The organism is Pseudomonas sp. HMWF032, from assembly GCF_003060885.1.
In the GTDB taxonomy this organism is placed as follows: domain Bacteria; phylum Pseudomonadota; class Gammaproteobacteria; order Pseudomonadales; family Pseudomonadaceae; genus Aquipseudomonas.
Genome location: NZ_QAIG01000005.1, coordinates 485,998 through 510,982, shown reverse-complemented (window position 1 = coordinate 510,982; position 24,985 = coordinate 485,998). Strand labels below are relative to the sequence as shown.

Here is a 24,985-nt window from a genome sequence, read left to right as displayed (position 1 = left end):
GTCGGCACGCAGCCTCTTCGTCCTGCACATCCTCCCAGAGCGGCAACCATTCGCAGCCAACCGCCTCTTCGACCGGCTCGCCGCCTTCCTCTTCATCAGGGTCGGCGATCACCTGACGGAAATGCCAATCCACCCGGCCACGCCAGTGCATCAGCTGCTCGTGGAACGCCTGCCAAGTGTCGAAACCCATGATAAAGGCCACCCGCGCACGGTCCTGATCGTTGTCCGGAAGCATCTGCGTTTGGCGGTCGTCGATGGCCTGCAGTGCGTGTTCGGCATAACGCAGGAAGGCATAACCGTCACGCAGTTCATTGGTCACCGCGGCCGGCAGGTAACCCTGATCACGCAGGGTATTGAGTACGGCAAACAGCGAGCGCTGCTGCAGACTGAGGTCGCGACCGCCATGAATCAGCTGGAAGGCCTGGGCGATAAATTCCACTTCGCGGATGCCGCCAGAACCCAGCTTGATGTTCTCGGCCATGCCCTTGCGCCGCACTTCCTGCTGGATCAACTGCTTCATCGCGCGCAGCGCTTCAATCGCCGAGAAGTCCAGATAACGCCGATAGACGAAAGGCCGCAGCATCTCTAACAACTGCGCGCCAGCGACTTGATCACCACCGACCACCCGCGCCTTGATCATGGCGTAGCGTTCCCAGTCGCGACCCTGGTCCTGGTAGTACTGCTCCAGCGCGTTAAAGCTGAACACCAGCGAGCCGGAGGAACCGTAAGGACGCAGACGCATATCGGTGCGGAAGACGAAGCCGTCGACGGTGATCACGTCCAGTGCCTTGATCAGCTTCTGACCAAGGCGGATAAAGAACTCCTGATTATCCAGCGCACGCTTCACACCCTCAGTCTCGCCACCTTCGGGGTAACCGAAGATCAAGTCGATGTCCGAAGACAGGTTCAGCTCATGGGCACCCAACTTGCCCATGCCGAGGATGACCATGTGCTGAGGCTGACCACTGCGGCGCCCCATCGGCGTACCAAACTGCGCGCAATGGCGTGCATACAGCCACTGATAAGCCAGATCGATACAGGCATCGGCCAGGTCGGACAGGTCGCGGCAGGTTTCGATCAAATCCGCCTGGCGGCTGATATCGCGCCAGATGATGCGCAATTGCTGACGATTGCGGTAACGCCGCAAGCGTCGCCCCAACTCGTCCTCGTCCGCGCATTCGACCAAGGCCTGAATCAGCTGACCACGCAACTCACCGGACGCCAGACTGCGCTCCAACTCGCCATTGGCGGCCAGATCGAGCAGCATCTGTGGATCACGCAGCCCTTGCTGCAGGACGAACTCACTGGCCGCCGCCACGCGCCGCAAGGCGTCGAAACGTGCTGCCGGCCACGCGGCAAATGCCGTCGCCTCCTCGCTGGACAACCCAGCGAAGGCCTGCTGCAACGACTGTTCAGCGCGTACCGCGAGGGGGGATAAGGCAGCCGGCAAAGAGGCCAGCATGGGCAGGCTCATGGTCTATCCTTTTTAGCGTTCTGCCCGCTGGCCATCGGTTGATGGCAAACACCCGCGCTAGAGGCGGTCGAATCGCGGGTAGAAAAATAATTGTAGTTTTACTACCAAAGACTGTATCCAAAAGGCTGATTCCGACATCAGAATGTAGTAAAACTACACATAGCCGGCCCTACCCCCGGTCAATCCAAGAATTCACGCGGCCACTCACGAAGTCGGCCGCGAAACCTGGCCTCCGATTCTGGAAGCCTTTCCGCCCTGGAGCAAGCCATGCAAGACCTCGATCCCGTCGAAACCCAGGAATGGCTGGACGCCCTTGAGTCCGTCCTCGATAACGAGGGTGAAGACCGCGCACATTATCTGATGACCCGTATGGGCGAGCTGGCCACCCGCAGTGGTTCACAGCTGCCGTATGCAATCACCACGCCCTACCGCAACACCATCCCGCTGACCCACGAAGCACGCATGCCGGGCGACCTGTTTATGGAACGCCGCATTCGCTCGCTGGTGCGCTGGAACGCGTTGGCCATGGTGATGCGCACCAACCTGAAAGACTCGGACCTGGGCGGCCATATCTCCAGTTTTGCCTCCTCGGCCACGCTGTATGACATTGGCTTCAACTATTTCTTCCAAGCCCCTACCGAGGAGCATGGCGGCGACCTGATCTTCTTCCAGGGCCACGCCTCCCCCGGCGTGTATGCCCGTGCCTACATGGAAGGCCGCATCACGGAAGAACAGATGAACAATTTCCGCCAGGAGGTGGATGGCCAAGGCCTGTCGTCCTATCCGCACCCCTGGCTGATGCCGGACTTCTGGCAGTTCCCGACCGTGTCCATGGGGCTGGGCCCGATTCAGGCGATCTACCAGGCACGCTTTATGAAGTACCTGGAAGCGCGCGGCTTTATTCCGGCCGGCAAGCAGAAGGTCTGGTGCTTTATGGGCGACGGCGAATGCGACGAGCCGGAATCGCTCGGCGCGATCTCCCTGGCCGGCCGCGAGAAGCTGGATAACCTGATCTTCGTCATCAACTGCAACCTGCAGCGCCTCGACGGCCCAGTACGCGGTAACGGCAAGATCATTCAGGAACTCGAAGGCGTGTTCCGTGGCGGTGGCTGGAACGTCAACAAAGTGGTTTGGGGCCGGTTCTGGGACCCGCTGCTGGCCAAAGACGTCGACGGCATCCTGCAACGTCGCATGGACGAAGTGGTGGATGGCGAGTACCAAAACTACAAGGCCAAGGACGGCGCGTTCGTGCGTGAACACTTCTTCAACTCGCCGGAACTCAAGGCGATGGTGGCGGACCTATCCGACGACGAGATCTGGAAGCTCAACCGTGGCGGCCACGACCCGTACAAGGTCTATGCGGCCTACCATCAGGCGGTCAACCACAAGGATCAACCCACCGTGATTCTGGCCAAGACCGTCAAGGGTTATGGCACCGGCGCGGGTGAAGCGAAAAACACCGCGCACAACACCAAGAAAGTCGATGTCGACAGCCTCAAGCAGTTCCGCGACCGCTTCGACATCCCGGTCAAGGACGATGAACTGGAACGCCTGCCCTTCCTCAAACCCGAAGAAGGCAGCGCCGAAGCCCGCTACCTGAGCGACCGTCGTGCTGCACTGGGCGGTTTTGTACCGCAGCGCCGCGCCAAGAGTTTCAGCATCCCAACGCCGCCGCTGGACACCCTCAAGGCGATTCTTGATGGCTCGGGCGACCGTGAAATTTCCACCACCATGGCCTTCGTGCGCATCCTCGCGCAGTTGGTTAAAGACAAAGACATCGGCTCGCGCATCGTCCCAATCATCCCGGACGAAGCCCGTACCTTCGGCATGGAAGGTATGTTCCGCCAGCTGGGCATCTACTCTTCGGTCGGCCAGCTGTATGAGCCGGTGGATAAAGACCAGGTGATGTTCTACCGCGAGGACAAGAAAGGTCAGATCCTTGAGGAAGGCATCAACGAAGCCGGTGCCATGAGTTCCTTCATCGCCGCCGGCACCTCCTACTCCTGCCATAACCAGCCGATGCTGCCGTTCTACATCTTCTATTCGATGTTCGGCTTCCAGCGCATTGGCGACCTGGCCTGGGCCGCAGGCGACAGCCGTACCCGCGGTTTCCTGATCGGCGGCACCGCCGGGCGTACCACGCTGAACGGCGAAGGTCTGCAGCACGAGGACGGTCACAGCCACCTGATGGCCGCGACCATCCCCAACTGCCGCACCTATGATCCGACCTACGGCTACGAGCTGGCGGTGATCATTCAGGACGGCATGAAGAAGATGACCGAAGAGCAACAGGACGTCTTCTACTACATCACCGTGATGAACGAGTCCTACCAGCAACCGGCCATTCCGGCTGGGGCCGAGGAAGGCATCATCAAGGGCATGTACCTGCTCGAAGAGGACAAGAAGGAAGCCGCCCATCACGTGCAGCTCCTCGGTTCCGGCACCATCCTGCGTGAAGTGCGCGAAGCGGCGAAGATTCTGCGTGACGAGTTCAACGTCGCGGCTGACGTGTGGAGCGTCACCAGCTTCAACGAACTGCGCCGCGACGGCCTGGCCGTGGAACGCAGCAACCGCCTGCACCCGGGCCAGAAGCCCAAGCAAACCTACGTGGAAGAGTGCCTGAGCGGCCGTAAAGGCCCGGTCATCGCCTCTACCGACTACATGAAGCTGTTCGCCGAACAGATTCGTCAGTGGGTGCCGAGCAAGGAATTCAAAGTACTGGGCACCGACGGTTTCGGCCGCAGCGACAGCCGCAAGAAACTGCGCCACTTCTTCGAAGTGGACCGCCACTGGGTCGTTTTGGCGGCCCTGGAAGCCCTCGCCGACCGTGGTGATATCGAACCGAAAGTGGTGGCCGAAGCCATCGCCAAGTTCGGCATCAACCCGGAAAAACTCAACCCACTGGACTGCTAAGGAGCGAAACGATGAGTGAATTGATTCGCGTACCCGACATCGGCAGCGGTGAGGGTGAAGTGATCGAGCTGTTCGTCAAAGTAGGCGACCGCATCGACGCTGATCAGAGCCTGCTGACCCTGGAGTCGGATAAGGCCAGCATGGAAATCCCCGCGCCCAAAGCCGGCGTGGTGAAAAGCCTGAAGGTGAAGCTGGGCGACCGCCTGAAGGAAGGCGACGAACTGCTGGAGCTGGAAGTTGAAGGCGCTGCCGAAACAGCACCCGCAACACCCGCTGCGGCCCCCACTGAAGCACCCAAAGCGGCTGCGGCTCCCGCGCCAGCAGCCGCGCCGGCACCCGCCACCCCGGCATCCAGCAGCGTGCAGGACGTGCATGTGCCGGATATCGGCTCGTCGGGCAAAGCCAAAGTCATCGAAATTCTGATCAAGGTCGGCGATAGCGTCGAAGCCGATCAGTCGCTGATTACCCTGGAGTCGGACAAGGCCAGCATGGAAATCCCCTCGCCGGCGGCCGGCGTGGTGGAAAGCATCAGCGTCAAACTGGAAGACGAAGTCGGCACCGGTGATTTCATCCTCAAGCTGAAAGTAGCCGGCGCCGCAGCTGCCGCCGCTGCGCCCACCAGCGATGTGCACAAGGTTCCGGCCGGCGCGCATCCGGCGGTCGCCGCCGAGGTCAGTGCAATTGCCTCGCTGGCAGCCGCTGCCGCCAGCGTGACCGCCGCGCCCAAGCGCGACGGTGCCAAGGTGCATGCAGGGCCGGCTGTTCGCCTGCTGGCGCGCGAGTTCGGCGTCGAGTTGGGCGCAGTACCTGGCACCGGGCCGAAAGGGCGCATCCTCAAAGAGGATGTGCAGGCGTACGTCAAAGCGATGATGCAGAAGGCCAAGGAAGCACCGGCCGCCGGTGCAACCGGTGGTGCGGGTATTCCGCCGATCCCGGTGGTGGACTTCAGCAAATTTGGTGAAATCGAAGAAGTGGCGATGACCCGCCTGATGCAGGTCGGCGCCAGCAACCTGCATCGCAGCTGGCTCAACGTGCCACACGTGACGCAGTTCGATTCGGCCGATATCACCGAGCTGGAAGCCTTCCGCGTAGCGCAGAAAACCGTGGCAGAAAAGGCTGGGGTCAAGCTTACTGTGCTACCGCTGCTGCTCAAGGCCTGCGCCTTCCTGCTCAAGGAACTGCCGGACTTCAACAGCTCACTCGCGCCGAGCGGCAAAGCGATCATCCGCAAGAAATACGTGCACATCGGCTTTGCCGTGGACACCCCAGATGGCCTGCTGGTGCCGGTCATCAAGAATGTCGATCAGAAGAGCCTGCTGCAACTGGCGGCTGAAGCGGCGGCCCTGGCAGAGAAAGCACGCACCAAGAAGTTGGCGGCGGATGACATGCAGGGCGCCTGCTTCACCATCTCCAGCCTCGGCCACATTGGCGGCACCGGCTTTACGCCGATCGTCAACGCACCCGAAGTGGCAATCCTCGGTGTCAGCAAGGCGACCATCCAGCCAGTCTGGGATGGCAAAGCCTTCCAGCCCAAGCTGATGCTGCCGCTGTCGCTGTCCTACGACCACCGGGTGATCAACGGTGCCGCTGCGGCGCGCTTCACCAAGCGCCTGGGTGACGTACTGGCAGACATCCGCACCCTGCTGCTGTAACGCATCAACTTTCGAGCAGCCACGCTCGCATCCTCGACCCCGCCCCTTTCGGCGGGGTTTTTTTTGAGTGGATTTAGGACGACCGATGATCTGTCATGCATCAGCCCTTCTGCAGATTGCGAATCAGAAAGCTCAGCGCCTTGGCCAACTCGGCAGCCCCCTTGTGATCACGCACGATGGTCAGCAGGGGGCTGCCATCGTTGGGGTTGTGCAGTACGCAACTGATACCGCCATTCGGGCATTCGTAACGCACAAAGGGGTCAGCACCAAACAGCTGCACACGCTGGTTACGCACAACGATGTCGGTGCCGCGTTGCCCACGGCTTTCCTCGCGCAGCAGCAGCTCGCCAGAGGCGCCCTGACGCAGTTGATAGACCCGGTCATGACGCTGAGCCTGGCCCACCTGATAGGCCGCACGCAGGGCGTAGGTATTCAGCAGATCATTGCAGTGGGCAAACAGCGCCTGGCGCTCATCCTGGGTCAGGTAAAGACGCTTGAGTTCATGCAGATAATGGCCTTGCTCAGCGCTGCTCAGCACCGAGTCGGCTTCGGCAGCAAACAATGGGGTCGTAACCGCGCAAGCGCTCAACAACACGCCTGCCATTAGTTTTCTTGTCAGTCGCAATTGCATGATGCACCCTTACCCGACGCGATAAATGAAGTCGATCGATTAACGCCGATCAGCATACTGGAAGCCAGCCACCGAATGAAAAGCCATCCCGATGCCGCCAGTCGTATTGCGGCCGAGGTTGTGACGCAGTTGCCAGTGCCTTCGCGCCTCGGCATGCTGCGTTTCGAGCGCTTGAATGAAGCCAGCTGGACACTGTTGTACCTCGACTCAGGCTGCGAACAACAGCTCGGCTTGCCGGCCAATCAGCTCTGCTCCCTGCTGGATGCCCCCTACGCCAGCCTGATGGAGCCCAGTGCGCGCCATCAGCTGCACGACACCATTCAGCAACAGCTCAACCAGCAGCCCCACTACTCTGTGCAGTACCGCATGCACACCCCGCGCGGCAGCCTGACGCTGATGGAGTTGGGAGAGCGCTTCAAGCAACATGGACGGCACCTACTGCGCGGCTACCTGATGGTGCTGCAACACCCTGACAGCGCGCCGGCCAACACCCTGTCCTACCCACGAACCCAAGCCGAAGCTCAGGCGCAGCAGCAACGCACCCAAGCGCAACAGCACCTGATCGTGAACCTTGCACGCCGCCACTACGGCGACAGCAATCCCTTACGCGAAGCCGCCGAACTGATCTGCAAGAGTGCCTGTGAGTTGTATGGCGTCAACCGCGCTGGCGTATGGATGATCGATAAGCATTGGTTGCGCCCAGTGGCACTTTATCAGCGCGACCTGGGCCGGCCGATTGAGCAAGCGGATATCGACGCCAGCGCCTATCCGGCCTACCTGCAAGCCCTGCACAGTGGCCGTGCGCTGGACGCTCACAATGCCCATCGCGACCCGCGCACATGTGAATTGAGCAACAACTACCTAGACCCGCTGGGTATCAGCTCCATGCTCGACGCCAGCATCCGCATCGAAGGTGATGTGGTCGGCGTGCTCTGCCTGGAACACTGTGGCGTGCCGCGCACCTGGCAGGCCGATGAAATTGCCTTCGCCGGCGAACTGGCCGACCACTACGCCCAAGTGCTGACCAACCAGCAACGCCGTACCGCGACCAATGCCCTGAACCTGTTCCAGCGCGCCGTTGAACAAAGTTCCAGTGCCATCATCCTGCTGGATCGCGATGGTCTGGTGGAATACGTCAACCCGAGCTTCACCGCCATCACCTTGTACAGCGCCACTGAAGTGCAGGGTCGCCGTCTTTCAGAAATCCCGGCGCTGGAGAACCTCAGCGACCTGCTGTTTGATGCACGCTCCAATCTGGCCGAGCAGAACAGCTGGCAAGGCGAATTCAAGAGCCGCCGCAAGAACCTGGACCCTTACTGGGGCCAGCTCTCACTGTCCAAGGTATACGCCGACGATGGCGGCCTGACCCACTACATCGGCATCTACGAGGACATCACGGCCAGCAAGCAGGCGCAGCAACACATCGAGCGTCTGGCCTTCCGTGACAGCCTCACCGGCCTGGGCAATCGCTACGCCTTTATCCGCTCCCTGGAACAGCATTTTGCCGAACACACGGCAAAACCCATCAGCCTGTTGCTGGTGGACATCGACAACTTCAAACGAATCAACGACAGCCTCGGCCATCAGACCGGCGACAAACTGCTGGTCAGCCTGGCGCGCCGGCTGCGTAACACGCTGCCGGCCACCAGCGTGCTGGCGCGCTTCGCCAGCAACGAATTCGCCGTGCTGCTGGAAGCCGACGCGGCAGACAGCCAGATGATCGCGCAGAAGCTGCTACAGACGCTGGACAAACCCTTGTTTGTCGACAATCAGCTGATCAGCGTCACCGGCTCCATCGGGCTGGGCTGCGCCCCCGTGCATGGTGATGACCCGCAAACGCTGATGAAACACACCGGCCTGGCGCTGCACAAGGCCAAAGCCAATGGCAAGAATCAGCTGCAGGTGTTTACCGATGCGCTCAATGCCGAAGCCCACGACAAGCTGTTCGTCGAGAGCAACCTGCGCCGTGCGCTGATGCAGAACGAGCTGGAAGTCTTCTACCAGCCCAAGCTGTGCCTCAAAAGCGGCCAGTTGCTGGGCATGGAAGCCTTGCTGCGCTGGAATCACCCGGAGAAGGGCATGATCAGCCCGGATACGTTCATCAGCGTGGCGGAAGAAACCGGCCTGATCATCCCCATCGGCAAGTGGGTCACCCGTCAGGCCTGTCGCATGAGCAAGCAGCTGATCGCCGTCGGCCATACTCCGTTGCAAATGGCCATCAATCTGTCGCCCAAGCAGTTTTCCGACCCTGATCTGGTGGGTGAAATCGCCATTATTCTGAAAGAGGAACAACTCGAGCCTTCACTGCTGGAGTTGGAGCTGACCGAGAGCCTGCTGCTGGAAGCCACTGACGACACCCGACAACAGCTCAGTCGTCTGAAAAGCCTGGGCCTGACCCTGGCCATGGACGATTTTGGCACCGGTTACTCCTCGCTCAGTTACCTGAAAAAATTCCCCATCGATGTGATCAAGATCGATCGCAGCTTTATCAAAGATATTCCCGAGAACCAGGACGATATGGAAATCACCTCGGCGGTGATTGCCATGGCTCACAATCTCAAGCTCAAGGTTGTCGCGGAAGGCGTCGAAACACTCGCCCAGTTAAACTTCCTGCGCCGCCATCGCTGCGATATCGGCCAGGGTTATCTGTTTGATAAGCCGATTGCCGGGCGTGACCTGCTGGAGCGCCTAAAACGCTATCAGCGGCGCGCCGCCAGGTCAGAGCAGCACGCCTAAGCGCAATCTGTAACAGACCGCCTTGCCGCAGGTCTATGCACTACCACCACCGAGGAAATCCGTCATGGTTCTGCGCTCGCAAATACTCGCCCACAAACTTGAACTGCCCACCGCCGAGCAGGCACTGCCGGGACGCACCACGCCCATGACTGTGCCCGACGCCCATTTCGTCAACGGCAACGCCCTGCAAGGCCCCTTCCCGGCCGGTCTGCAACAGGCCGTCTTTGCCCTCGGCTGTTTCTGGGGCGCCGAGCGGCGCTTCTGGCAACAACCCGGGGTATGGAGCACAGCCGTTGGCTATGCCGGCGGTCATACCCCCAACCCCACCTATGATGAAACCTGCTCGGGGCTGACCGGCCACACGGAAGTGGTGCTGGTGGTGTTTGACCCGCAGCTCACGTCCTACGCCGCACTGCTGAAAGTGTTCTGGGAGGCGCATAACCCGACGCAGGGCATGCGTCAGGGTAACGATGTTGGCAGCCAATACCGCTCGGCGATCTACTGCTACGGTGCGGCCCAACTGGCCGCCGCCCAGGCCAGCCTCGCACAGTTCCAGGCAGCGTTGGAAAACGCCGGCTTTGGCCCGATCACCACCGAAGTGCGCGAGGCGCCGCCCTTCTACTACGCTGAGACCTACCACCAACAGTACCTGGCGAAAAACCCCGGCGGTTATTGCGGCCTGGGCGGTACAGGGGTCTGCCTGCCCGACTGAGTCGGGCCATCCACCATAGAGGAGCGCCACCCTGCATATTGGTCCCTCCAGCCTCCCGGTTGCCGCTCAAGCCAGCAGCCAGTTTTCCGCAATTGCGTCACTGCAACTGCTGCGCAAGACACTGGAACTGCAGGCAGCAGGCGCTGCCGCAGTGCCAACGCCGCCAGCGAACTCGCCCGCTCATCTGGGCACGCGCATCGATCTGCAGGTTTAGCGGGGCGCGTCAGCGGAGGCAGGCTGACTGGCTTGCGCCGCGCCAGGCTTCCAGCCCTTGAGCAGCTGCGCCACCTTGTAGCCGCGCCAACCAAGCATGCAGGAGGCCGTGAGTACACCGGCCATCAGGGCGCCCCCCACACCGGCTGTCACGGTATCAGCACCGGTCAGGTACAGGCCCTTGATCGGCGTCTGGCTGTGAATCCAGTGCTGCTCAAAACGTTGTACGGTATGGTCGATGCCGTAGATCTCGCCCTGTTCGTTCCATTGGAACCATTCGGTGGACAGTGGCGTTCCCAGCTCGCAAAAATCCAACGCACCACGCAGTTGCGGCTGATGCCGGTAAAGGGTTTCCAGCAATTGCTCGGTGAGCTGCGCCTTGAACGCCTCGTAATCGGCGCCACGCTTGCCCCAGGTGGTGCCCTTCCACTTTGCGAACCACTGCGGCTGGGTCGGTGCAACGATTTCCACCGTGGCCTTGTTCGGGTACTGCGCATCCCAGGCTGGATCCTTGGCCGAGGGGAAGCTGATATAGATCAGCGGCATCGCCGGGTTCTGCCCGGCCATGAAACTACTGACGTTGTGGTCGTGATCATGGGTTGGATAGACCCAGTAGTTGGTCTTCGGCAGCTTCAACTCGGCGGCGCTGCCCTTGAAGCCGGCGTACAGGCACAGGGTGGCGGCCGAGAGGTTGACCTTGGGCAGTTGCTCCAGCAGGCCATAATCACTGGCCACCTGCTGGTCGAGCAGACGGCTGTAGGTCGGCACCAGACCCGCACAGCTGACAATCTGCGGAGCGCGGATTTCCACACCGTCCTTCTGCAGCCGCACGCCCACTGCCCGACCGTTTTCCAGCAAAATCTTGTCGACCCCGGCATAGGTGAAGACATTCCCACCAGCAGCTTCGATCACCGGGATAATGGTTTCGGAAATCTTCGTCGCACCGCCCACCGGGTAATTACCGCCGGTGATGTAGTGCTTGGCCACCATCGCGTGCATGACGAAGGCAGCTTCAGCCGGTGGCAGACCGTAATCGCCCCACTGCGCGGTGAGCACGCCGATCAGCTGCTGGTTGTCGGTCAGGCCTTCAAGCACTTCACGGGTCGTCTTGAAAAAGTAGTCCGGCAGCCACATCCGCCGCAGCCGGCTGTACAGCATACCGAGTGAGCGCGGCAGGGCTTGTCCGGCGAAGAAACGTGGCACCTTGGCACTGACCTCGCTGAGCAGGTCAACATAGCGCTCCAACACTGCAGCCTCAGCGGGAAAATGGTGCAGCATCTCGGCCTTGAATTCCTCACGCCCAGCCACGTAATCGTAGGTCTGCTCGCCAATCACGATGCGGTCGTAGTGGGCGTCCATTGGCGCCCACTGCAGTTGCCCATCACTGATCACATCAAACACCCGGCGGATGGTCGACCAGGGCTTGTGCACCTCGCCGATGTAATGCACACCCACGTCCCACTCATAGCCTTCGCGCTCATAGCTATGGGTGTAGCCGCCGGCGGTGTAATGCTGCTCCAGCACGCACACGCGCTTGCCAAGCCTGGCCAGCAGCGCGGCGGTGGTCAGGCCGCCGATACCGGAGCCGATGATGATGGCGTCGTAATCGTTACGCGCCAGACGCGGACGAAAGCGGGTTCCTGTGCGTTTCATGAGCAACTCCGTGATTACTGTTTGTTATGCAAGTTTTTGCATACTAGGCAGGCATTCCACGCACTGCAACTTTTTGCATAGACCGTATACTGACGTCCACGTCCGTACATCGCAGGTGAAAACACTTTATGTCGCTCAAGCACGCCATCCTGATCCTCCTGGAAAGCGAACCCGGCAGCGGCTACGACCTGCTCAAGCGCTTCAAGGATGGCCTCGGCTACTTCTGGAACGCCAAACATCAGCAGGTTTATCTGGAGTTGAAAAAGCTCAGTGAAGCCGGCTGGCTGGCATTCGAAGCACAAGCTCAGGACACCCGCCCGGACAAGAAGAACTACCACCTCACACCTGCGGGCCATGCCGAGCTGCTGCGCTGGCTGGGCGAGCCGGTGCAGCCGAACAAGATCAACGATGCGTTGCTGGTCAAACTCTACGCGGGCGCACACACCTCGACCGCCAACCTGCGCGAGGAAATGCAGCGGCATATCGCCGTACACCGCAAGACCCTGGACAGCCTGCTGGCCATCGAGCGCGACTACCTGGCCCTGCCGGATGAGCAACGTAATACGCTGCGCCTGCCCTACCTGACCCTGCGCCGCGGCATTCTCGGCGAACAGTCATGGCTGGCCTGGGCCGATGAGGTCGAGCACGCCCTGCACGCGCCCTCAACCGGCAGCGAAGCACCCCGTAATTAGTGCAGAAGCGCCTGCTGCCTGCTGTCAGGCGGTAGGCAAACCGCTAGACTGCCAGCCATTAGCCATCATCCCCGATACCCGCATGCCTGCGCCCTCTGCCTACATCTCACCCGACCAGTTGTGTGTTGGTCTGTATATCCAGCTCGAACTGGCCTGGTGGGAGCACAACTTTGCCTTCAGCAACTTCAAGATCAAGGATGAGCAGCAGATCAAGGCCCTGCGAGCCTTGGGTGTTGAGCGCTTACGCTATGACCCGGCCCGCAGTGACTGTGAGCCACTGAGTCAAAGCAAACCCCAGCCCCCTGTTGCCAGCACGCCGGCACCTGCACCGCTCACGGCAGAGCAGCAAGCCAGCCAGGCCCGCGCCGAAAAACTCAAGGCCCTGCGCAAACGCCTGGCCGAAGTGGACCGCACATTCGTCCAGGCCAGCCAGCAGGTCAAGACGCTCAATCAGACCCTGCGCAGCCGTCCCGAAGAAGCCTGCAAACAGGCCGGCGAGGTGGTCGGCGCGATGGTCGACACGCTGCTGGGCGGCAGCGGTGCCGTGCTGCACACCATCAATAGCAAGGCCGCCGAAGACCATTACCTGCACTCCCTGAACGTCACGGTGCTGAGCCTGATGCTGGGCCGCCAGCTCGGCCTGGACAGCGAGGACTGCCATATCCTCGGCATGGGTGCGCTGCTGCACGATGTCGGCAAACTGGAAGTACCCAGCAAGGTGCTGCTCAAGCCCGAGCCGCTGACCCGCCCGGAACAACAGCTGCTGCAACTGCACTGCGAACTTGGCCTGCGCATGGGCCACAAGCTAATGCTGGATGATGAAGTACTGCGCATCATCAACGAGCACCATGAGTACTGCGACGGCAGCGGTTACCCGCGTCAGCTGCGTGAAGCGGCCATCGGCCGCCTCAGTCGTCTGGTGTGCATTACCAACCAGTTCGACAACCTGTGCAACCCGCTCAACCCACGCGACGGCCTCAGCCCGCACGAAGCCCTGGCGCTGATGTTCAAGCAATACAATGCGCGCTTCGATGCAGTGGCACTGAAAGCCTTTATCCGCTGCATGGGCGTTTATCCGCCAGGCTGCCTGGTGCAACTGGACGATCAGCGCTATGGCCTGGTGCTGGGCATGAACCCCGGCCTGCCGCTGAAACCAACACTGGTGGTTTACGATGCCGAGGTGCCCAAAAACGAGGCGTTGATCATCGACCTGGAACAGGAAACACGCCTCGGCATCGCCAGCAGCCTGCGCCCGGCGCAGCTGCCGCGCGCAGCACTGGAGTACCTGAATCCGCGCCAGCAGCTGAGCTACTTTGTCGAACCGGCCAAAGGCCGTTAGCTGCCGCTGCTTTCCTCGATCAACCAATCCAGTCGCCAGCCGCCCTGGCTTTGCCCAAGCAAGTCAGCCAGCCACGGCAGGATCAGCTTGAGTTCATCTTCCAGGCCCCATGGCGGGTTGCTGATCACCAGACCCGAGCCGTTGAGGCGCGCGGCTTCATCGGTGGTGTGTACGTAGAGCTCGACGCGCAGCAGCTTGGGCGCTTTGCTTTTTTGCACGTCGCTGTAGAAGCGCTTGAGCTGGCGCAGGTCCTTGATCGGGTACCAGATCGCCACCACCGCCTGACGCATGCGGCTGATGGCTTCGCTCAGCGATTGGGCGCAGCGCTCCATTTCATCGACTTGCTCGAACGGCGGATCGATCAGCAGCAAGGCACGCTTTTCACGGGTCGGTAGCAGGGCGCGCGGCACATACCAGCCCTCGCCCAAGTGCACGGCGACGCGGCGGTCGCCGTGCATATTTTCCTTGAGCAGGCGGCCGTCTTCGGGGTGTTTTTCGTTCAGGTGCAGGCGGTCCTGTTCGCGCGTCAGCAAACGCGCCAACTCCGGCGAGCCGGGGTAGTGGCGCAGCTCACCATCAGGGTTCATCGCACGGATCACTTCCAGATAATCCAGCAGCGGGTCCGGTATATCGGTGGCCTGCCACAGCCGGGCAATGCCTTGCAGCCACTCGCCGGTGCGGCTGGCTTGATCGCCGCGCAGGTCATACAGACCGATACCCGCATGGCTGTCGAGGTAGGCGAACGGCGCCTCCTTGCGTGACAGCAGGGCGATCAGGCGAGTGAGGACGTAGTGTTTCAGCACATCGGCATGGTTGCCGGCATGGAAGGCGTGACGGTAGTTCATGTGCAGGCTCCTGTGGCCGGGCAGTTTACCAGTTTGCCAGGCGCCGGATGGATCAGTACGGTGGCCGCTGATCCATCCGGCAAGGGAGAACCGTCATGTCACTGCAAAACCTATTGGGCATTGAGCTGCCCCTCATTCAGGCACCGATGGCCGGCGCACAGCTGCACGGCTTGGCCGCCGCCGTGTCGCATGCCGGCGCACTCGGTTCGCTGCCCTGCGCCATGCTCGACGCGGCCGGTTTGCGTAAGGAGCTGCAGGCACTGCGCGAAAAAACCCGCAAACCCTACAACCTGAACTTCTTCTGCCACACCCCACCATCTGCTGATGGCGCACGCGAAGCCGCCTGGCGTGAGGCGCTGAGTCCGTTCTATCGCGAGCTCGGCATTGATCCCGCGACGATTGCCAGCGGTCCCGGCCGCCTGCCGTTTAGTGCTGAAATGGCCGATTTGCTCGATGAATTCCGCCCAGCCGTGGTGAGCTTTCACTTCGGCCTGCCCTCAGCTGAGCTGTTGGCGCGCGTAAAAACGTGCGGAGCCAAAGTGCTTAGCTCGGCGACCACCGTGGCGGAAGCGCTGTGGCTCGAAGCCAACGGCGCGGACGCGATCATCGCCCAGGGGCTGGAAGCGGGCGGTCATCGCGGTATGTTCCTCACTGAGGACCTGAGCAGCCAGCTCGGCACCTTCGCCCTGCTGCCGCAGATCGTCCAGGCCGTGCGCTTGCCGGTGATTGCCGCCGGCGGGATTGCCGATGCTGCCGGAGTGCGCGCGGCCATGGCGCTTGGCGCTGCAGGAGTGCAGATTGGCACCGCTTACCTGTGCTGCGATGAGGCCAGCACCAGCGCCATCCACCGCGCTGCCCTGCGCAGCCCGGCGGCGCGACACACGGCGCTGACCAACCTGTTCAGCGGCCGCCCGGCGCGGGGCATCGTCAACCGGGTAATGCGCGAGCTGGGGCCGATCAGCCCACTGGCACCCGCCTTCCCACTGGCGACTGCGGCCATTGCCCCGCTGCGCACCAAGGCAGAAAGCCAGGGCAGCGGCGACTTCTCGCCACTCTGGGCAGGGCAGAATGTCAGCGGCTGCAAAGCCATCAGCGCCGCCGCACTGACCCACGAGCTGGCGCAGGGCTTTACCCAATAGACACGAACATTGCCTTGAAATCCGTAGGGTGGATAACGCCTCACCCATCCACCCTTGCGATTTGGTGGATGGATAAAGCGTCATCCACCCTACTCAACCGCCCCGGCCCAACGCCCCGTTATCACGCTTATTAATAGTGCTGGGAGCCACGCGCGCAGCTGCTTAGACTCGCTGCATCGCCACCGGAGGTATACCCATGTCCGAGTCCCTGCTCAGTTCCCGCAACCTGGCCTTCGAGCTGTATGAAGTGCTGGACGCCGAAGGCCTGACCCAGCGTGAGCGTTTCGCTGAACACAGCCGCGAAACCTTTGACGCGGCCATCGACACCGCCCGCAGCATCGCGGAAAACCTGTTCGCCCCGCACAACCGCAAAAACGACGAGCACGAGCCAGAGTACGTCGACGGCGCGGCGGTGCTGATCCCCGAAGTGAAACCGGCGGTGGATGCCTTCCTTGAGGCGGGCTTCCTCAACGCCACCCGCGAATTCGACGTCGGCGGCATGCAGCTGCCCAACCTGCTGTCGCAGGCCTGCTTCGCTCACTTCCAGTCGGCCAACGCGGCGACCACCTCGTACCCGTTCCTGACCATGGGCGCGGCTAATCTGATCGAGAACTTCGGCACCGCCGAGCAAAAGCAGCGCTTTCTGCAGCCGATGATCGACGGCCGTTTCTTCGGCACCATGGCCCTGACCGAACCCCACGCGGGCTCCTCGCTGTCGGACATCCGCACCCGCGCCGAACCGGCCGAAGACGGCACCTACCGGCTCAAGGGCAACAAGATCTTTATCTCCGGTGGCGACCATCCACTGTCGGAAAACATCGTGCACATGGTGCTGGCCAAGCTGCCGGATGCCCCGCCGGGCGTGAAAGGCATCAGCCTGTTTATCGTGCCGAAGTTTCTGGTTAACGATGACGGCAGCCTGGGCAAGCGCAACGACGTGGTGCTGGCCGGGCTGTTCCACAAAATGGGCTGGCGCGGCACCACCTCCACCGCGCTGAATTTTGGTGATAACGGCGACTGCGTCGGCTACCTGGTGGGCAAACCGCACCATGGCCTGAGCTACATGTTCCAGATGATGAACGAAGCGCGCATTGGCGTTGGCATGGGCGCGGTGATGCTCGGCTACGCCGGCTACCTGTACTCGCTGGACTACGCCCGCCAGCGTCCGCAAGGCCGCTTACCCGATGGCAAAGACCCGACCTCCAATCAAGTTTCGATCATCGAACACGCTGACGTGCGGCGCATGTTGCTGACCCAGAAAGCCTACGTGGAAGGTTCCTTCGACCTCGGCCTGTATGCCGCACGGCTGTTCGACGACACCCAGACGCTGGAGACCGAGGACGAGCGCCGCATCGCCCTGGAACTGCTCGACCTGCTCACCCCGATCGTTAAATCCTGGCCGTCGGAGTTCTGCCTCAAGGCCAACGAGCTGGCCATCCAGATTCTCGGCGGCCACGGCTACACCCGCGATTACCCGGTGGAGCAGTACTACCGCGACAACCGCCTCAACCCGATCCATGAAGGCACCCACGGCATCCAGTCCCTCGACCTGCTCGGGCGCAAGGTGTCGATTAACGGTGGCGCGGCGCTCAAGCAGTTGCTCAAGCTGATCCATGGCACCTGCCAGCGCGCCGAAGCCCACGCCTCGCTGACCGCCCTGCGCCAGCCGCTGGAGCACCTGCTGGCACGCCTGCAAGCGGTGACCTTGGCCCTGCTGGGCGACCTGATGAGCGGCAAGGTCAACGAAGGCCTGGCCAACTCGGCGCTGTACCTCAAGGTGTTCGGCCATACCGTGATCGGCTGGCGCTGGCTGGAACAGGCCATTCGCGCGGAAGAAGGCCTGGCGCGTGGCAATCCCGCCGATGTCGACTTCTACCAAGGCAAGCTGCAGGCCGCACGTTACTTCCTGACCTGGGAAGTGCCGAGTTGCCACCACGACCTGGCCATCCTTGAAGCCCGCGACGACACCTGCCTGGCGATGCAGGACGCCTGGTTCTGAGCCCTACGGGATACCTGCTACCCCTTGCAATGCCGCACAGCAGAAGCTGAGCGGCATTTTTTATGGCGCAAGGTATGGCCCACCGCCTCGTCAGCCATGCACATCGCCCAGCCTGTCTGACGCCAGGCTGAACAGAGGCCGTTTTTTTCCAGCGACAAAGACGAGCAGCGGTTAGAATCCCTGGCATGCGCCATGCATACTGGCGCAGTCGACCACCTCGCACGGAGTACGCGCCTTGGATGCCAGCACCATCAATAATCTGTTTTTGATCGGTGGCGTGCTGGTGGCAATGAGCATTCTGGTCAGTGCATTCGGTTCACGCTTCGGCATCCCGATTCTGGTGATCTTTCTTGTGGTCGGCATGTTCGCCGGCACCGACGGCCCCGGCGGCATCGCGTTCAACGACTACTCAACGGCTTACCTGGTAGGCAACCTGGCGCTGGCCATCATCCTGCTCGATGGCGGCATGCGAACCCGCGTATCCAGCTTCCGCGTGGCCTTGTGGCCCTCACTTTCACTGGCCACCGTCGGTGTATTGATTACCGCCGGACTGACCGGCATCGCAGCGGCCTGGCTGTTCGAACTGAGCTGGATGGAAGGTCTGCTGATCGGCGCCATCGTCGGCTCCACCGACGCCGCTGCAGTGTTCAGTCTGCTCGGCGGACGCGGGCTCAACGAGCGAGTCAGCGCCACCCTGGAAATCGAGTCGGGCAGCAACGACCCGATGGCGGTGTTCCTCACCGTAACGCTGATCGAGCTGCTTGCCAGCGGCGAGTCCGGCTTCAGCTGGACCTTCGTCGTGCACCTGATCCAGCAGTTCGGCATCGGCGGCCTGCTCGGCCTTGGCGCTGGCTGGTTGCTGCTGCAGGTGGTCAACCGCATGACCCTGGCCAACGGCCTCTATCCGCTGCTGGTGGTCAGCGGCGGGATCATGATCTTCGCGGTGACCAACGCCGTGGGCGGCAGCGGCATCCTCGCCATCTACCTGTGCGGCCTGCTGCTGGGCAACCGGCCGATCCGCTCGCGTCACGGCATCCTGCATTTCCTCGACGGTCTAACCTGGCTGGCGCAGATCGGTATGTTCCTGGTCCTTGGCCTGCTGGTCACCCCGCACGAGTTGCTGCCCATTGCCCTGCCGGCTCTGGGCCTGGCGCTGTGGATGATCCTGTTCGCCCGGCCGCTGTCAGTATTCATCGGCCTGCTGCCGTTCCGCGCCTTCCACGACCGCGAGAAGGCCTTCATCGCCTGGGTCGGCCTGCGCGGCGCAGTGCCGATCATTCTCGCCGTGTTCCCGCTGATGGCCGGCCTAGCGAATGCCCAGCTGTTCTTCAACGTGGCCTTCTTCATCGTATTGGTGTCGCTGCTGCTGCAGGGCACCAGCCTGCCCTGGGCAGCCAAGCTGCTGAAGGTCACCGTACCGCCTGATCCGGCGCCGATTTCCCGCGCGGGCCTGGAAACCCACCCAACCAGCGAGTGGGAGCTGTTCATCTACCGCCTCGGCGCAGAAAAGTGGTGTATCGGAGCGGCGCTGCGCGAGCTGAACATGCCGGAAGGTACACGTATCGCTGCACTGTTCCGTGACCGCGAGCTGCTGCATCCCTCCGGCAGTACCACACTGGAAGCCGGTGATCTGCTCTGCGTGGTCGGCCACGAACATAACCTCACCGCCCTGGGCCGGCTGTTCAGTCAGGCGCCCAAACGCGGTCAGGACCTGCGCTTCTTTGGTGATTTTGTCCTGGAAGGTGATGCCGAACTGGCCGCAGTCGCAGCCCTTTATGGCCTGAAACTGGGTGAGACCGATGGCCAGATGCCGCTGGGCCGGTTTATCACCCATGAAATTGGGGGTGAGCCGGTCATTGGTGACCAGGTCGAATGGCAAGGCCTGACCTGGACAGTGGCGGCCATGGAAGGGAACAAGATCCGCAAAGTCGGCGTCAGATTCCCCGAAGGCAGCAGCCCCGCTCCGAGCTTGTTCCTGTAGCCCGGTGCACGCGCAGAACACCGTTCTGCACGGCCCGTTATGCGCAACACAGGCGCTGACCCACGCGCCTGTTAAACTCAGCTTCTTTTCGAGCCAACGATCGTCACTATGCCCTCTCTTCGCATTTGCCTTGCCATCACCCTGTTCGGGCTGTGCCTGAATACCCCACTGCTACAGGCGGCCGACGCCCCCAGCCGAGCTGCCGTGCAAAGCAGCCTGGACAGCCTGGCCGATCGCAAGTTGCCAGAAGCCGAGCAACTGGCAATCAAGCAGACACTGGAAAAGACCCTCGCCCTGCTCAACGAGCAGGCCGACAGCCAGCAACGCCTGGCCGACCTTGAAAAACAGCTGCAACAAGCACCACGCCTGATTGCTGAGGCACAGCGCGATTACCAGCGACTGAAGAACAGCACGCCTACCCAGGTCAATCTGCGCTATGGCAAAAGTGCCCTGACTCAACTCGAACAACTGCTGGCAGAACGCAACGCACAACTCAACGAGTGGCAAAAACAGATCATCGAGGCCAACAGCCTGGTGACCACCGCGCAAACCCGGCCGGAACGCGCTCAGGCTGAGATCAGTGACAACCAGACCCGCAGCCAGAAGATCAACGCCATCCTCAAGAGCGGCCGCGATGCCGGCAAACCGCTGAGCAGCGAACGCCGTGATCAACTGAATGCCGAACTGGCCAAGCTCGATGCGCAAACCCAACTGCGCCGCCAGGAGCTGGCTGGCAACAGCCTGCTGCAGGATCTCGGTAACAGCCGCCGCAGCTTGCTGGAGGAGCGTATCAAGCGCCTGGAACAGGAACTGCTCGACCTGCAGACCCTGATCAACGAAAAGCGCCGCAACCTCTCTGAGCAGACCCTCGCCGAACAGTCCCGCGAGGCCGAAAAAGCCGGTAGCGACAGCCTGTTGGCGCAGGAAAGTGCACACAACCTGAAACTGTCCGATTACCTGCTGCGCGCCACCGACCGGCTCAGCGAGCTGACGCGCCTGAACCTGCAGACCAAGCAGCAGCTCGACAGCCTGAGCCAGAGCGACCAGGCCCTGGAAGAACAGATCAGCGTGCTGCAAGGCAGCCTGTTGCTTTCGCGCATTCTTTATAAGCAACAGCAGGCGTTGCCGACCCTGAAAATCGACAGCAACCTGCCCGACCAGATTGCCGATCTGCGCCTGTATCAGTTCGAACTCAATCAACAGCGCGAAGCCATCAACAACCCCGTGGCCTACGTCGACAGCTTGCTCAGCAGTCAGGCCAACGAGTCGAACATCACCGAACTGCGCAATGACCTGCTGGCCATCATCGATACCCGCCGCGAATTGATTGATCGGCTCAACCGCGAGCTGAACAGCCTGCTGAACGAGTCCATCACCCTGCAGCTCAACCAGAAACAGCTGAAGACCACCGCCGAAGCCCTGCGCGCGACCCTCGACGAACAGATGTTCTGGATTCCCAGCAACAAGCCACTGGACCTGGCCTGGTTCAAGTCGGTGCCACACCTGCTCGAGCGGCAGATTGCCGAACTGCCCTGGGGCGCCAACCTGCACCAGTTGGGCGCTGGCCTGACCGAACGTCCGCTGCTGTTTCTACCCTTGCTGCTGCTGATCGTTGTACTGCTCTGGCGGCGTGGGTACCTGTACCGCAAGCTCACCGAACTGCATCAGGACATCGGCCACTTCAAGCGTGACAGCCAGTTACACACCCCCATGGCAATCATGCTCAACGTGTTGCTGGCACTGCCTGGCACGCTGTTCCTGGCGTTATGCGGCTTTGCCCTGCAAATGGACGCCCGTGGACAGAACGCCAACCTGGGTGAGGCGCTGTTTCAGATGGCCCAGGCCTGGCTGGTGTTCTACACCCTGTACCGCATCCTCGCTGATGGTGGCGTGGCGGAACTGCACTTCCGCTGGGGTCGCCCGCAAGTGGCCTTCCTGCACCGCCAGGTACGCCGTCTGGGGTTGGTGGTGATGGCCCTGGTGGCGGTGGTCACGGTGGCCAAACACCAGCCCGCCGGCCTGGGCGATGACGTGATCGGCCTGACCGTGGTGCTGACCTGTTATGCGCTGATGGTCTGGTTGCTGCACAAACTGTTGCTCACCGGCCCGGCACGCGAACACGCCTCGGCTTTCCGCATGCTGATCGGCATCGGCTTCAGCCTGTTGCCCCTGGCACTGATTGTCGCGGTCAGCTTCGGCTACTACTACACCGCTCTGAAACTGAGTGATCGCCTGATCAACACGCTTTATCTGCTGGTGATCTGGCTGGTCGTCGAAGCCACCTTCGTACGCGGCCTGGGCGTGGCGGCGCGGCGCCTGGCCTACCAGCGCGCCACGGCCAAACGCCAGGCACAGAGCAAGGACAGCGGCGAAGGCACGGAAACCCTGGTCGAGGAGCCAACACTGGATATCGAACAGGTCAACCAGCAGTCGCTGCGCCTGATTCGTCTGGCCCTGCTCGGCACCTTTATCGCTGGGCTGTACTGGGTCTGGGCAGACCTGATCTCGGTATTCGCCTACCTCGACAACATCACCCTTTACCAATACAGCAGCGGCACCGGCGACGCCGCCACTCTGGTGCCGATCAGCCTCAGTGATGTGCTCGGCGCCCTGATCATCGTCGGCATCACCATTGCCCTGGGGCGCAACCTGCCCGGTCTGCTTGAAGTGCTGGTGCTCTCCAGGCTGAACCTGGCCCAGGGCAGCGCCTACGCCACCACCACCCTGCTGTCCTATGCGATTGTCGGCATCGGTTTTGTCGCCACCCTGTCAACCCTCGGCGTCAGCTGGGACAAGTTGCAATGGCTGGTTGCCGCGCTATCGGTCGGCCTGGGCTTCGGCCTGCAGGAGATATTCGCCAACTTCATCTCCGGCCTGATCATCCTGTTCGAGCGCCCGGTGCGCATCGGCGACGTGGTGACCATCGGCAACCTGTCCGGCACCGTGAGCAAGATCCGCATCCGCGCCACCACCATCACCGATTTCGACCGTAAAGAAATCATCGTACCGAACAAGACCTTCGTCACCGGGCAACTGATCAACTGGTCACTCAACGATACCGTCACCCGGGTCATCGTGAAGATCGGCGTGGCCTACGAGACCGATCTGCCCCTGGCTCGCAAACTGATGATGCAGGCCGCCGAGGAAAACCCACGGGTACTGCGCGATCCGGCACCACTGCTGTTCTTCCTGACCATCAGTGCCAGCACCTTCGACTACGAACTGCGCTTCCACGTACGCGAGCTGGGCGATCGCAACGCCGCCACCGACGAGATCCTCACGCGCATTGCCCTGAGCTTCCGTGAGCACAACGTGGAGATGGCCTTCAACCAGGTCGAGGTGATGATCAAGAACCTGCATGGCCAGGAACTCAACCTGACCACCGGGCAAATGGTCGCCGCTACGGCCGTCGCTGATGCCCAGCAGAGCAAACTGCCGCCTCCCACTCCGGCCGTCGATCCACAGTAACGCGCCACCGGCCCGCCTCTGCGGGCCGTTACCTGACCACTGCTGGGCGGTTTCGCCCGGTTGGAGCCTGATCGTGAAGTCGCTGATCGAGTTGCAGTTCGATAACCGCTTCGCCCGCCTCGGCGACGCCTTTTCCACCCATGTGCTGCCCGAGCCGATTGCCGAGCCGCGCCTGGTCGTTGCCAGCCCGGCCGCCATGGCCCTGCTTGATCTGGACCCGAGCGAAGCCGACAGCGAGGTGGTCGCGCAGATCTTCGCCGGGCACAAGCTGTGGAGCACCGCCGAGCCGCGCGCCATGGTCTATTCCGGGCATCAGTTTGGCGGCTACAACCCGCGCCTGGGCGATGGCCGTGGCCTGCTGCTGGGCGAGGTCATCAACGACGCCGGCGAGCACTGGGACCTGCACCTCAAAGGAGCCGGACAAACGCCCTACTCGCGCATGGGCGACGGCCGTGCCGTATTGCGCTCATCAATTCGCGAGTTTCTCGCCAGCGAACACCTGCACGCCCTCGGCATCCCCAGCTCGCGGGCGCTGTGCGTGACCGGCTCCAGCACCCCGGTGTGGCGCGAAAAACGGGAAACCGCGGCGATGGTGCTGCGCCTGGCACCCAGTCATATCCGCTTCGGCCACTTCGAGTACTTCTATTACACCCAGCAGCATGAGCTGCTCAAACAGCTCGCCGAGCATGTGCTGCACTGCCACTACGCCGGCTGTTTACAGCAGGAACAGCCATACCTGGCAATGTTCCGCGAAATTATCGAGCGTAACGCCGCGATGATCGCCTACTGGCAGGCCTACGGTTTCTGCCATGGCGTGATGAACACCGACAACATGTCGATCCTCGGCATCACCTTCGATTACGGCCCCTACGCCTTTCTCGATGATTTCGATGCCCAGCATATCTGCAACCATTCCGATGACACCGGCCGCTACAGTTTCAGCAATCAGGTGCCCATTGCCCAGTGGAACCTCGCCGCCCTCGGCCAGGCTCTGGTACCGCTGGTCGATGTAGAAGCGCTGCGCGAGACGCTCGGCCTGTTCCTGCCGCTGTACCAGGCGCATTACCTCGACCTGATGCGCAAGCGCCTGGGCCTGCTCAGTGCCGATGAGGGCGATGAAGCCCTGGTGCAGCGCCTGCTGCAACTGATGCAAAGCAGCGCGGTGGATTACACCCTGTTCTTCCGCGAGCTCGGCGACAGCCCGGCAGCGCAAGCCGTAGCGCGGCTGCGCGACGATTTCACTGACCTGGCTGGTTTCGATGCCTGGGCTACCGACTACCTGGCGCGCAGTGCCCGCGATGGTGACGACCAACTGCAACGGCGTACGCACATGCACGCGGCCAACCCCAAGTACATATTGCGCAACTACCTGGCCCAGCAAGTGATCGAAGCCGCCGAACAGGGCGATTACGCCCCGGTGCGTGAGCTGCATCAGGTGCTGTCGCGCCCCTTCGACGAGCAGCCCGGCTTCGAACACTACGCCCAGCGCCCGCCGGAATGGGGCAAGCATCTGGAAATCAGCTGCTCGTCGTAGGTTG

Annotated in this window: 15 protein-coding genes; 11 read left to right on the top strand and 4 right to left on the bottom strand. The window is 61.8% G+C overall.

Annotation, left to right across the window (positions count from 1 at the left end; genetic code table 11):
* A partial coding sequence (glnE, locus tag DBR00_RS20900) for a bifunctional [glutamate--ammonia ligase]-adenylyl-L-tyrosine phosphorylase/[glutamate--ammonia-ligase] adenylyltransferase (protein ID WP_256582927.1) occupies positions 1–1,474 on the bottom strand: 1,474 nt, incomplete at its 3' end.
* Positions 1,475–1,741: 267 nt separating this feature from the next.
* On the opposite strand from glnE, the gene aceE reads away from it, so the two are divergent.
* Together aceE and aceF are read left to right on the top strand one after the other, a co-directional pair.
* A complete protein-coding gene (gene aceE / locus DBR00_RS05140; protein ID WP_108485897.1) occupies positions 1,742–4,387 on the top strand; it encodes a pyruvate dehydrogenase (acetyl-transferring), homodimeric type in 2,646 nt (881 codons plus the stop codon).
* An 11-nt stretch (positions 4,388–4,398) separates the two neighbouring features.
* Positions 4,399–6,039 carry a dihydrolipoyllysine-residue acetyltransferase gene (gene aceF, locus DBR00_RS05135; protein WP_108485896.1) on the top strand — a complete coding sequence of 547 codons (1,641 nt, stop codon included), beginning with the start codon at positions 4,399–4,401 and terminating at the stop codon, positions 6,037–6,039.
* Between the two features lie 100 nt (positions 6,040–6,139).
* Here the strand turns inward: aceF and DBR00_RS05130 are convergent, their stop codons facing one another.
* Positions 6,140–6,643 (bottom strand): hypothetical protein, encoded by a 504-nt coding sequence (locus DBR00_RS05130; protein ID WP_108485895.1) that lies wholly within the window; start codon positions 6,641–6,643, stop codon positions 6,140–6,142.
* 102 nt (positions 6,644–6,745) lie between these two features.
* Here DBR00_RS05130 and DBR00_RS05125 point away from each other — a divergent pair, with 102 nt between their 5' ends.
* Together DBR00_RS05125 and msrA are read left to right on the top strand one after the other, a co-directional pair.
* On the top strand, positions 6,746–9,406 hold the full coding sequence (locus DBR00_RS05125; protein ID WP_108485894.1) for a bifunctional diguanylate cyclase/phosphodiesterase: 2,661 nt from the start codon (positions 6,746–6,748) through the stop codon (positions 9,404–9,406).
* A 64-nt stretch (positions 9,407–9,470) separates the two neighbouring features.
* The gene (msrA, locus tag DBR00_RS05120) at positions 9,471–10,118 is read left to right on the top strand and encodes a peptide-methionine (S)-S-oxide reductase MsrA (RefSeq protein ID WP_108485893.1); all 648 of its coding nucleotides are present in this window, start codon (positions 9,471–9,473) and stop codon (positions 10,116–10,118) included.
* 210 nt (positions 10,119–10,328) lie between these two features.
* Here the strand turns inward: msrA and DBR00_RS05110 are convergent, their stop codons facing one another.
* Entirely contained in the window at positions 10,329–11,984 is a 1,656-nt protein-coding gene (locus tag DBR00_RS05110) for an NAD(P)/FAD-dependent oxidoreductase (RefSeq protein WP_108485892.1), read from the bottom strand.
* Between the two features lie 128 nt (positions 11,985–12,112).
* Between DBR00_RS05110 and DBR00_RS05105 the strand changes: the two genes are divergently transcribed.
* Both DBR00_RS05105 and DBR00_RS05100 read left to right on the top strand, forming a co-directional pair.
* Entirely contained in the window at positions 12,113–12,676 is a 564-nt protein-coding gene (locus DBR00_RS05105; RefSeq protein ID WP_108485891.1) for a PadR family transcriptional regulator, read from the top strand.
* Positions 12,677–12,758: 82 nt separating this feature from the next.
* Positions 12,759–14,015: an HD-GYP domain-containing protein gene (locus tag DBR00_RS05100; protein WP_108485890.1), complete on the top strand. Its 1,257-nt coding sequence runs from the start codon at positions 12,759–12,761 to the stop codon at positions 14,013–14,015.
* On the opposite strand, the gene DBR00_RS05095 is transcribed toward DBR00_RS05100, so the two are convergent.
* Positions 14,012–14,860 (bottom strand): 23S rRNA (adenine(2030)-N(6))-methyltransferase RlmJ, encoded by an 849-nt coding sequence (locus DBR00_RS05095; RefSeq protein WP_108485889.1) that lies wholly within the window; start codon positions 14,858–14,860, stop codon positions 14,012–14,014. The two genes, DBR00_RS05100 and DBR00_RS05095, sit on opposite strands and share 4 nt — an antisense overlap.
* A 95-nt stretch (positions 14,861–14,955) precedes the next feature.
* Between DBR00_RS05095 and DBR00_RS05090 the strand changes: the two genes are divergently transcribed.
* The 5 genes from DBR00_RS05090 to selO all read left to right on the top strand — a co-directional run bounded on the left by DBR00_RS05090 (position 14,956) and on the right by selO (position 24,981).
* The gene (locus DBR00_RS05090) at positions 14,956–15,999 is read left to right on the top strand and encodes a nitronate monooxygenase family protein (protein WP_108485888.1); all 1,044 of its coding nucleotides are present in this window, start codon (positions 14,956–14,958) and stop codon (positions 15,997–15,999) included.
* A 196-nt stretch (positions 16,000–16,195) separates the two neighbouring features.
* Positions 16,196–17,998, top strand: coding sequence for an acyl-CoA dehydrogenase (locus DBR00_RS05085; RefSeq protein ID WP_108485887.1), 1,803 nt, complete (start codon positions 16,196–16,198; stop codon positions 17,996–17,998).
* Between the two features lie 235 nt (positions 17,999–18,233).
* Positions 18,234–19,979 carry a potassium/proton antiporter gene (locus DBR00_RS05080; protein WP_108485886.1) on the top strand — a complete coding sequence of 582 codons (1,746 nt, stop codon included), beginning with the start codon at positions 18,234–18,236 and terminating at the stop codon, positions 19,977–19,979.
* Positions 19,980–20,087: 108 nt separating this feature from the next.
* The gene (gene mscK, locus DBR00_RS05075) at positions 20,088–23,447 is read left to right on the top strand and encodes a mechanosensitive channel MscK (RefSeq protein WP_108485885.1); all 3,360 of its coding nucleotides are present in this window, start codon (positions 20,088–20,090) and stop codon (positions 23,445–23,447) included.
* A gap of 73 nt (positions 23,448–23,520) precedes the next feature.
* The gene (selO, locus tag DBR00_RS05070; RefSeq protein WP_108485884.1) at positions 23,521–24,981 is read left to right on the top strand and encodes a protein adenylyltransferase SelO; all 1,461 of its coding nucleotides are present in this window, start codon (positions 23,521–23,523) and stop codon (positions 24,979–24,981) included.
* Positions 24,982–24,985: the final 4 nt, after the last annotated feature.

Excerpts from the sequence above, each read along its gene's own strand:
- aceE (WP_108485897.1), top strand. The coding sequence starts at position 1,742 with ATGCAAGACCTCGATCCCGTCGAAACCCAGGAATGGCTGGACGCCCTT.
- aceF (WP_108485896.1), top strand. The coding sequence starts at position 4,399 with ATGAGTGAATTGATTCGCGTACCCGACATCGGCAGCGGTGAGGGTGAA.
- DBR00_RS05130 (WP_108485895.1), bottom strand. The coding sequence starts at position 6,643 with ATGGCAGGCGTGTTGTTGAGCGCTTGCGCGGTTACGACCCCATTGTTT.
- DBR00_RS05125 (WP_108485894.1), top strand. The coding sequence starts at position 6,746 with ATGAAAAGCCATCCCGATGCCGCCAGTCGTATTGCGGCCGAGGTTGTG.
- msrA (WP_108485893.1), top strand. The coding sequence starts at position 9,471 with ATGGTTCTGCGCTCGCAAATACTCGCCCACAAACTTGAACTGCCCACC.
- DBR00_RS05110 (WP_108485892.1), bottom strand. The coding sequence starts at position 11,984 with ATGAAACGCACAGGAACCCGCTTTCGTCCGCGTCTGGCGCGTAACGAT.
- DBR00_RS05105 (WP_108485891.1), top strand. The coding sequence starts at position 12,113 with ATGTCGCTCAAGCACGCCATCCTGATCCTCCTGGAAAGCGAACCCGGC.
- DBR00_RS05100 (WP_108485890.1), top strand. The coding sequence starts at position 12,759 with ATGCCTGCGCCCTCTGCCTACATCTCACCCGACCAGTTGTGTGTTGGT.
- DBR00_RS05095 (WP_108485889.1), bottom strand. The coding sequence starts at position 14,860 with ATGAACTACCGTCACGCCTTCCATGCCGGCAACCATGCCGATGTGCTG.
- DBR00_RS05090 (WP_108485888.1), top strand. The coding sequence starts at position 14,956 with ATGTCACTGCAAAACCTATTGGGCATTGAGCTGCCCCTCATTCAGGCA.
- DBR00_RS05085 (WP_108485887.1), top strand. The coding sequence starts at position 16,196 with ATGTCCGAGTCCCTGCTCAGTTCCCGCAACCTGGCCTTCGAGCTGTAT.
- mscK (WP_108485885.1), top strand. The coding sequence starts at position 20,088 with ATGCCCTCTCTTCGCATTTGCCTTGCCATCACCCTGTTCGGGCTGTGC.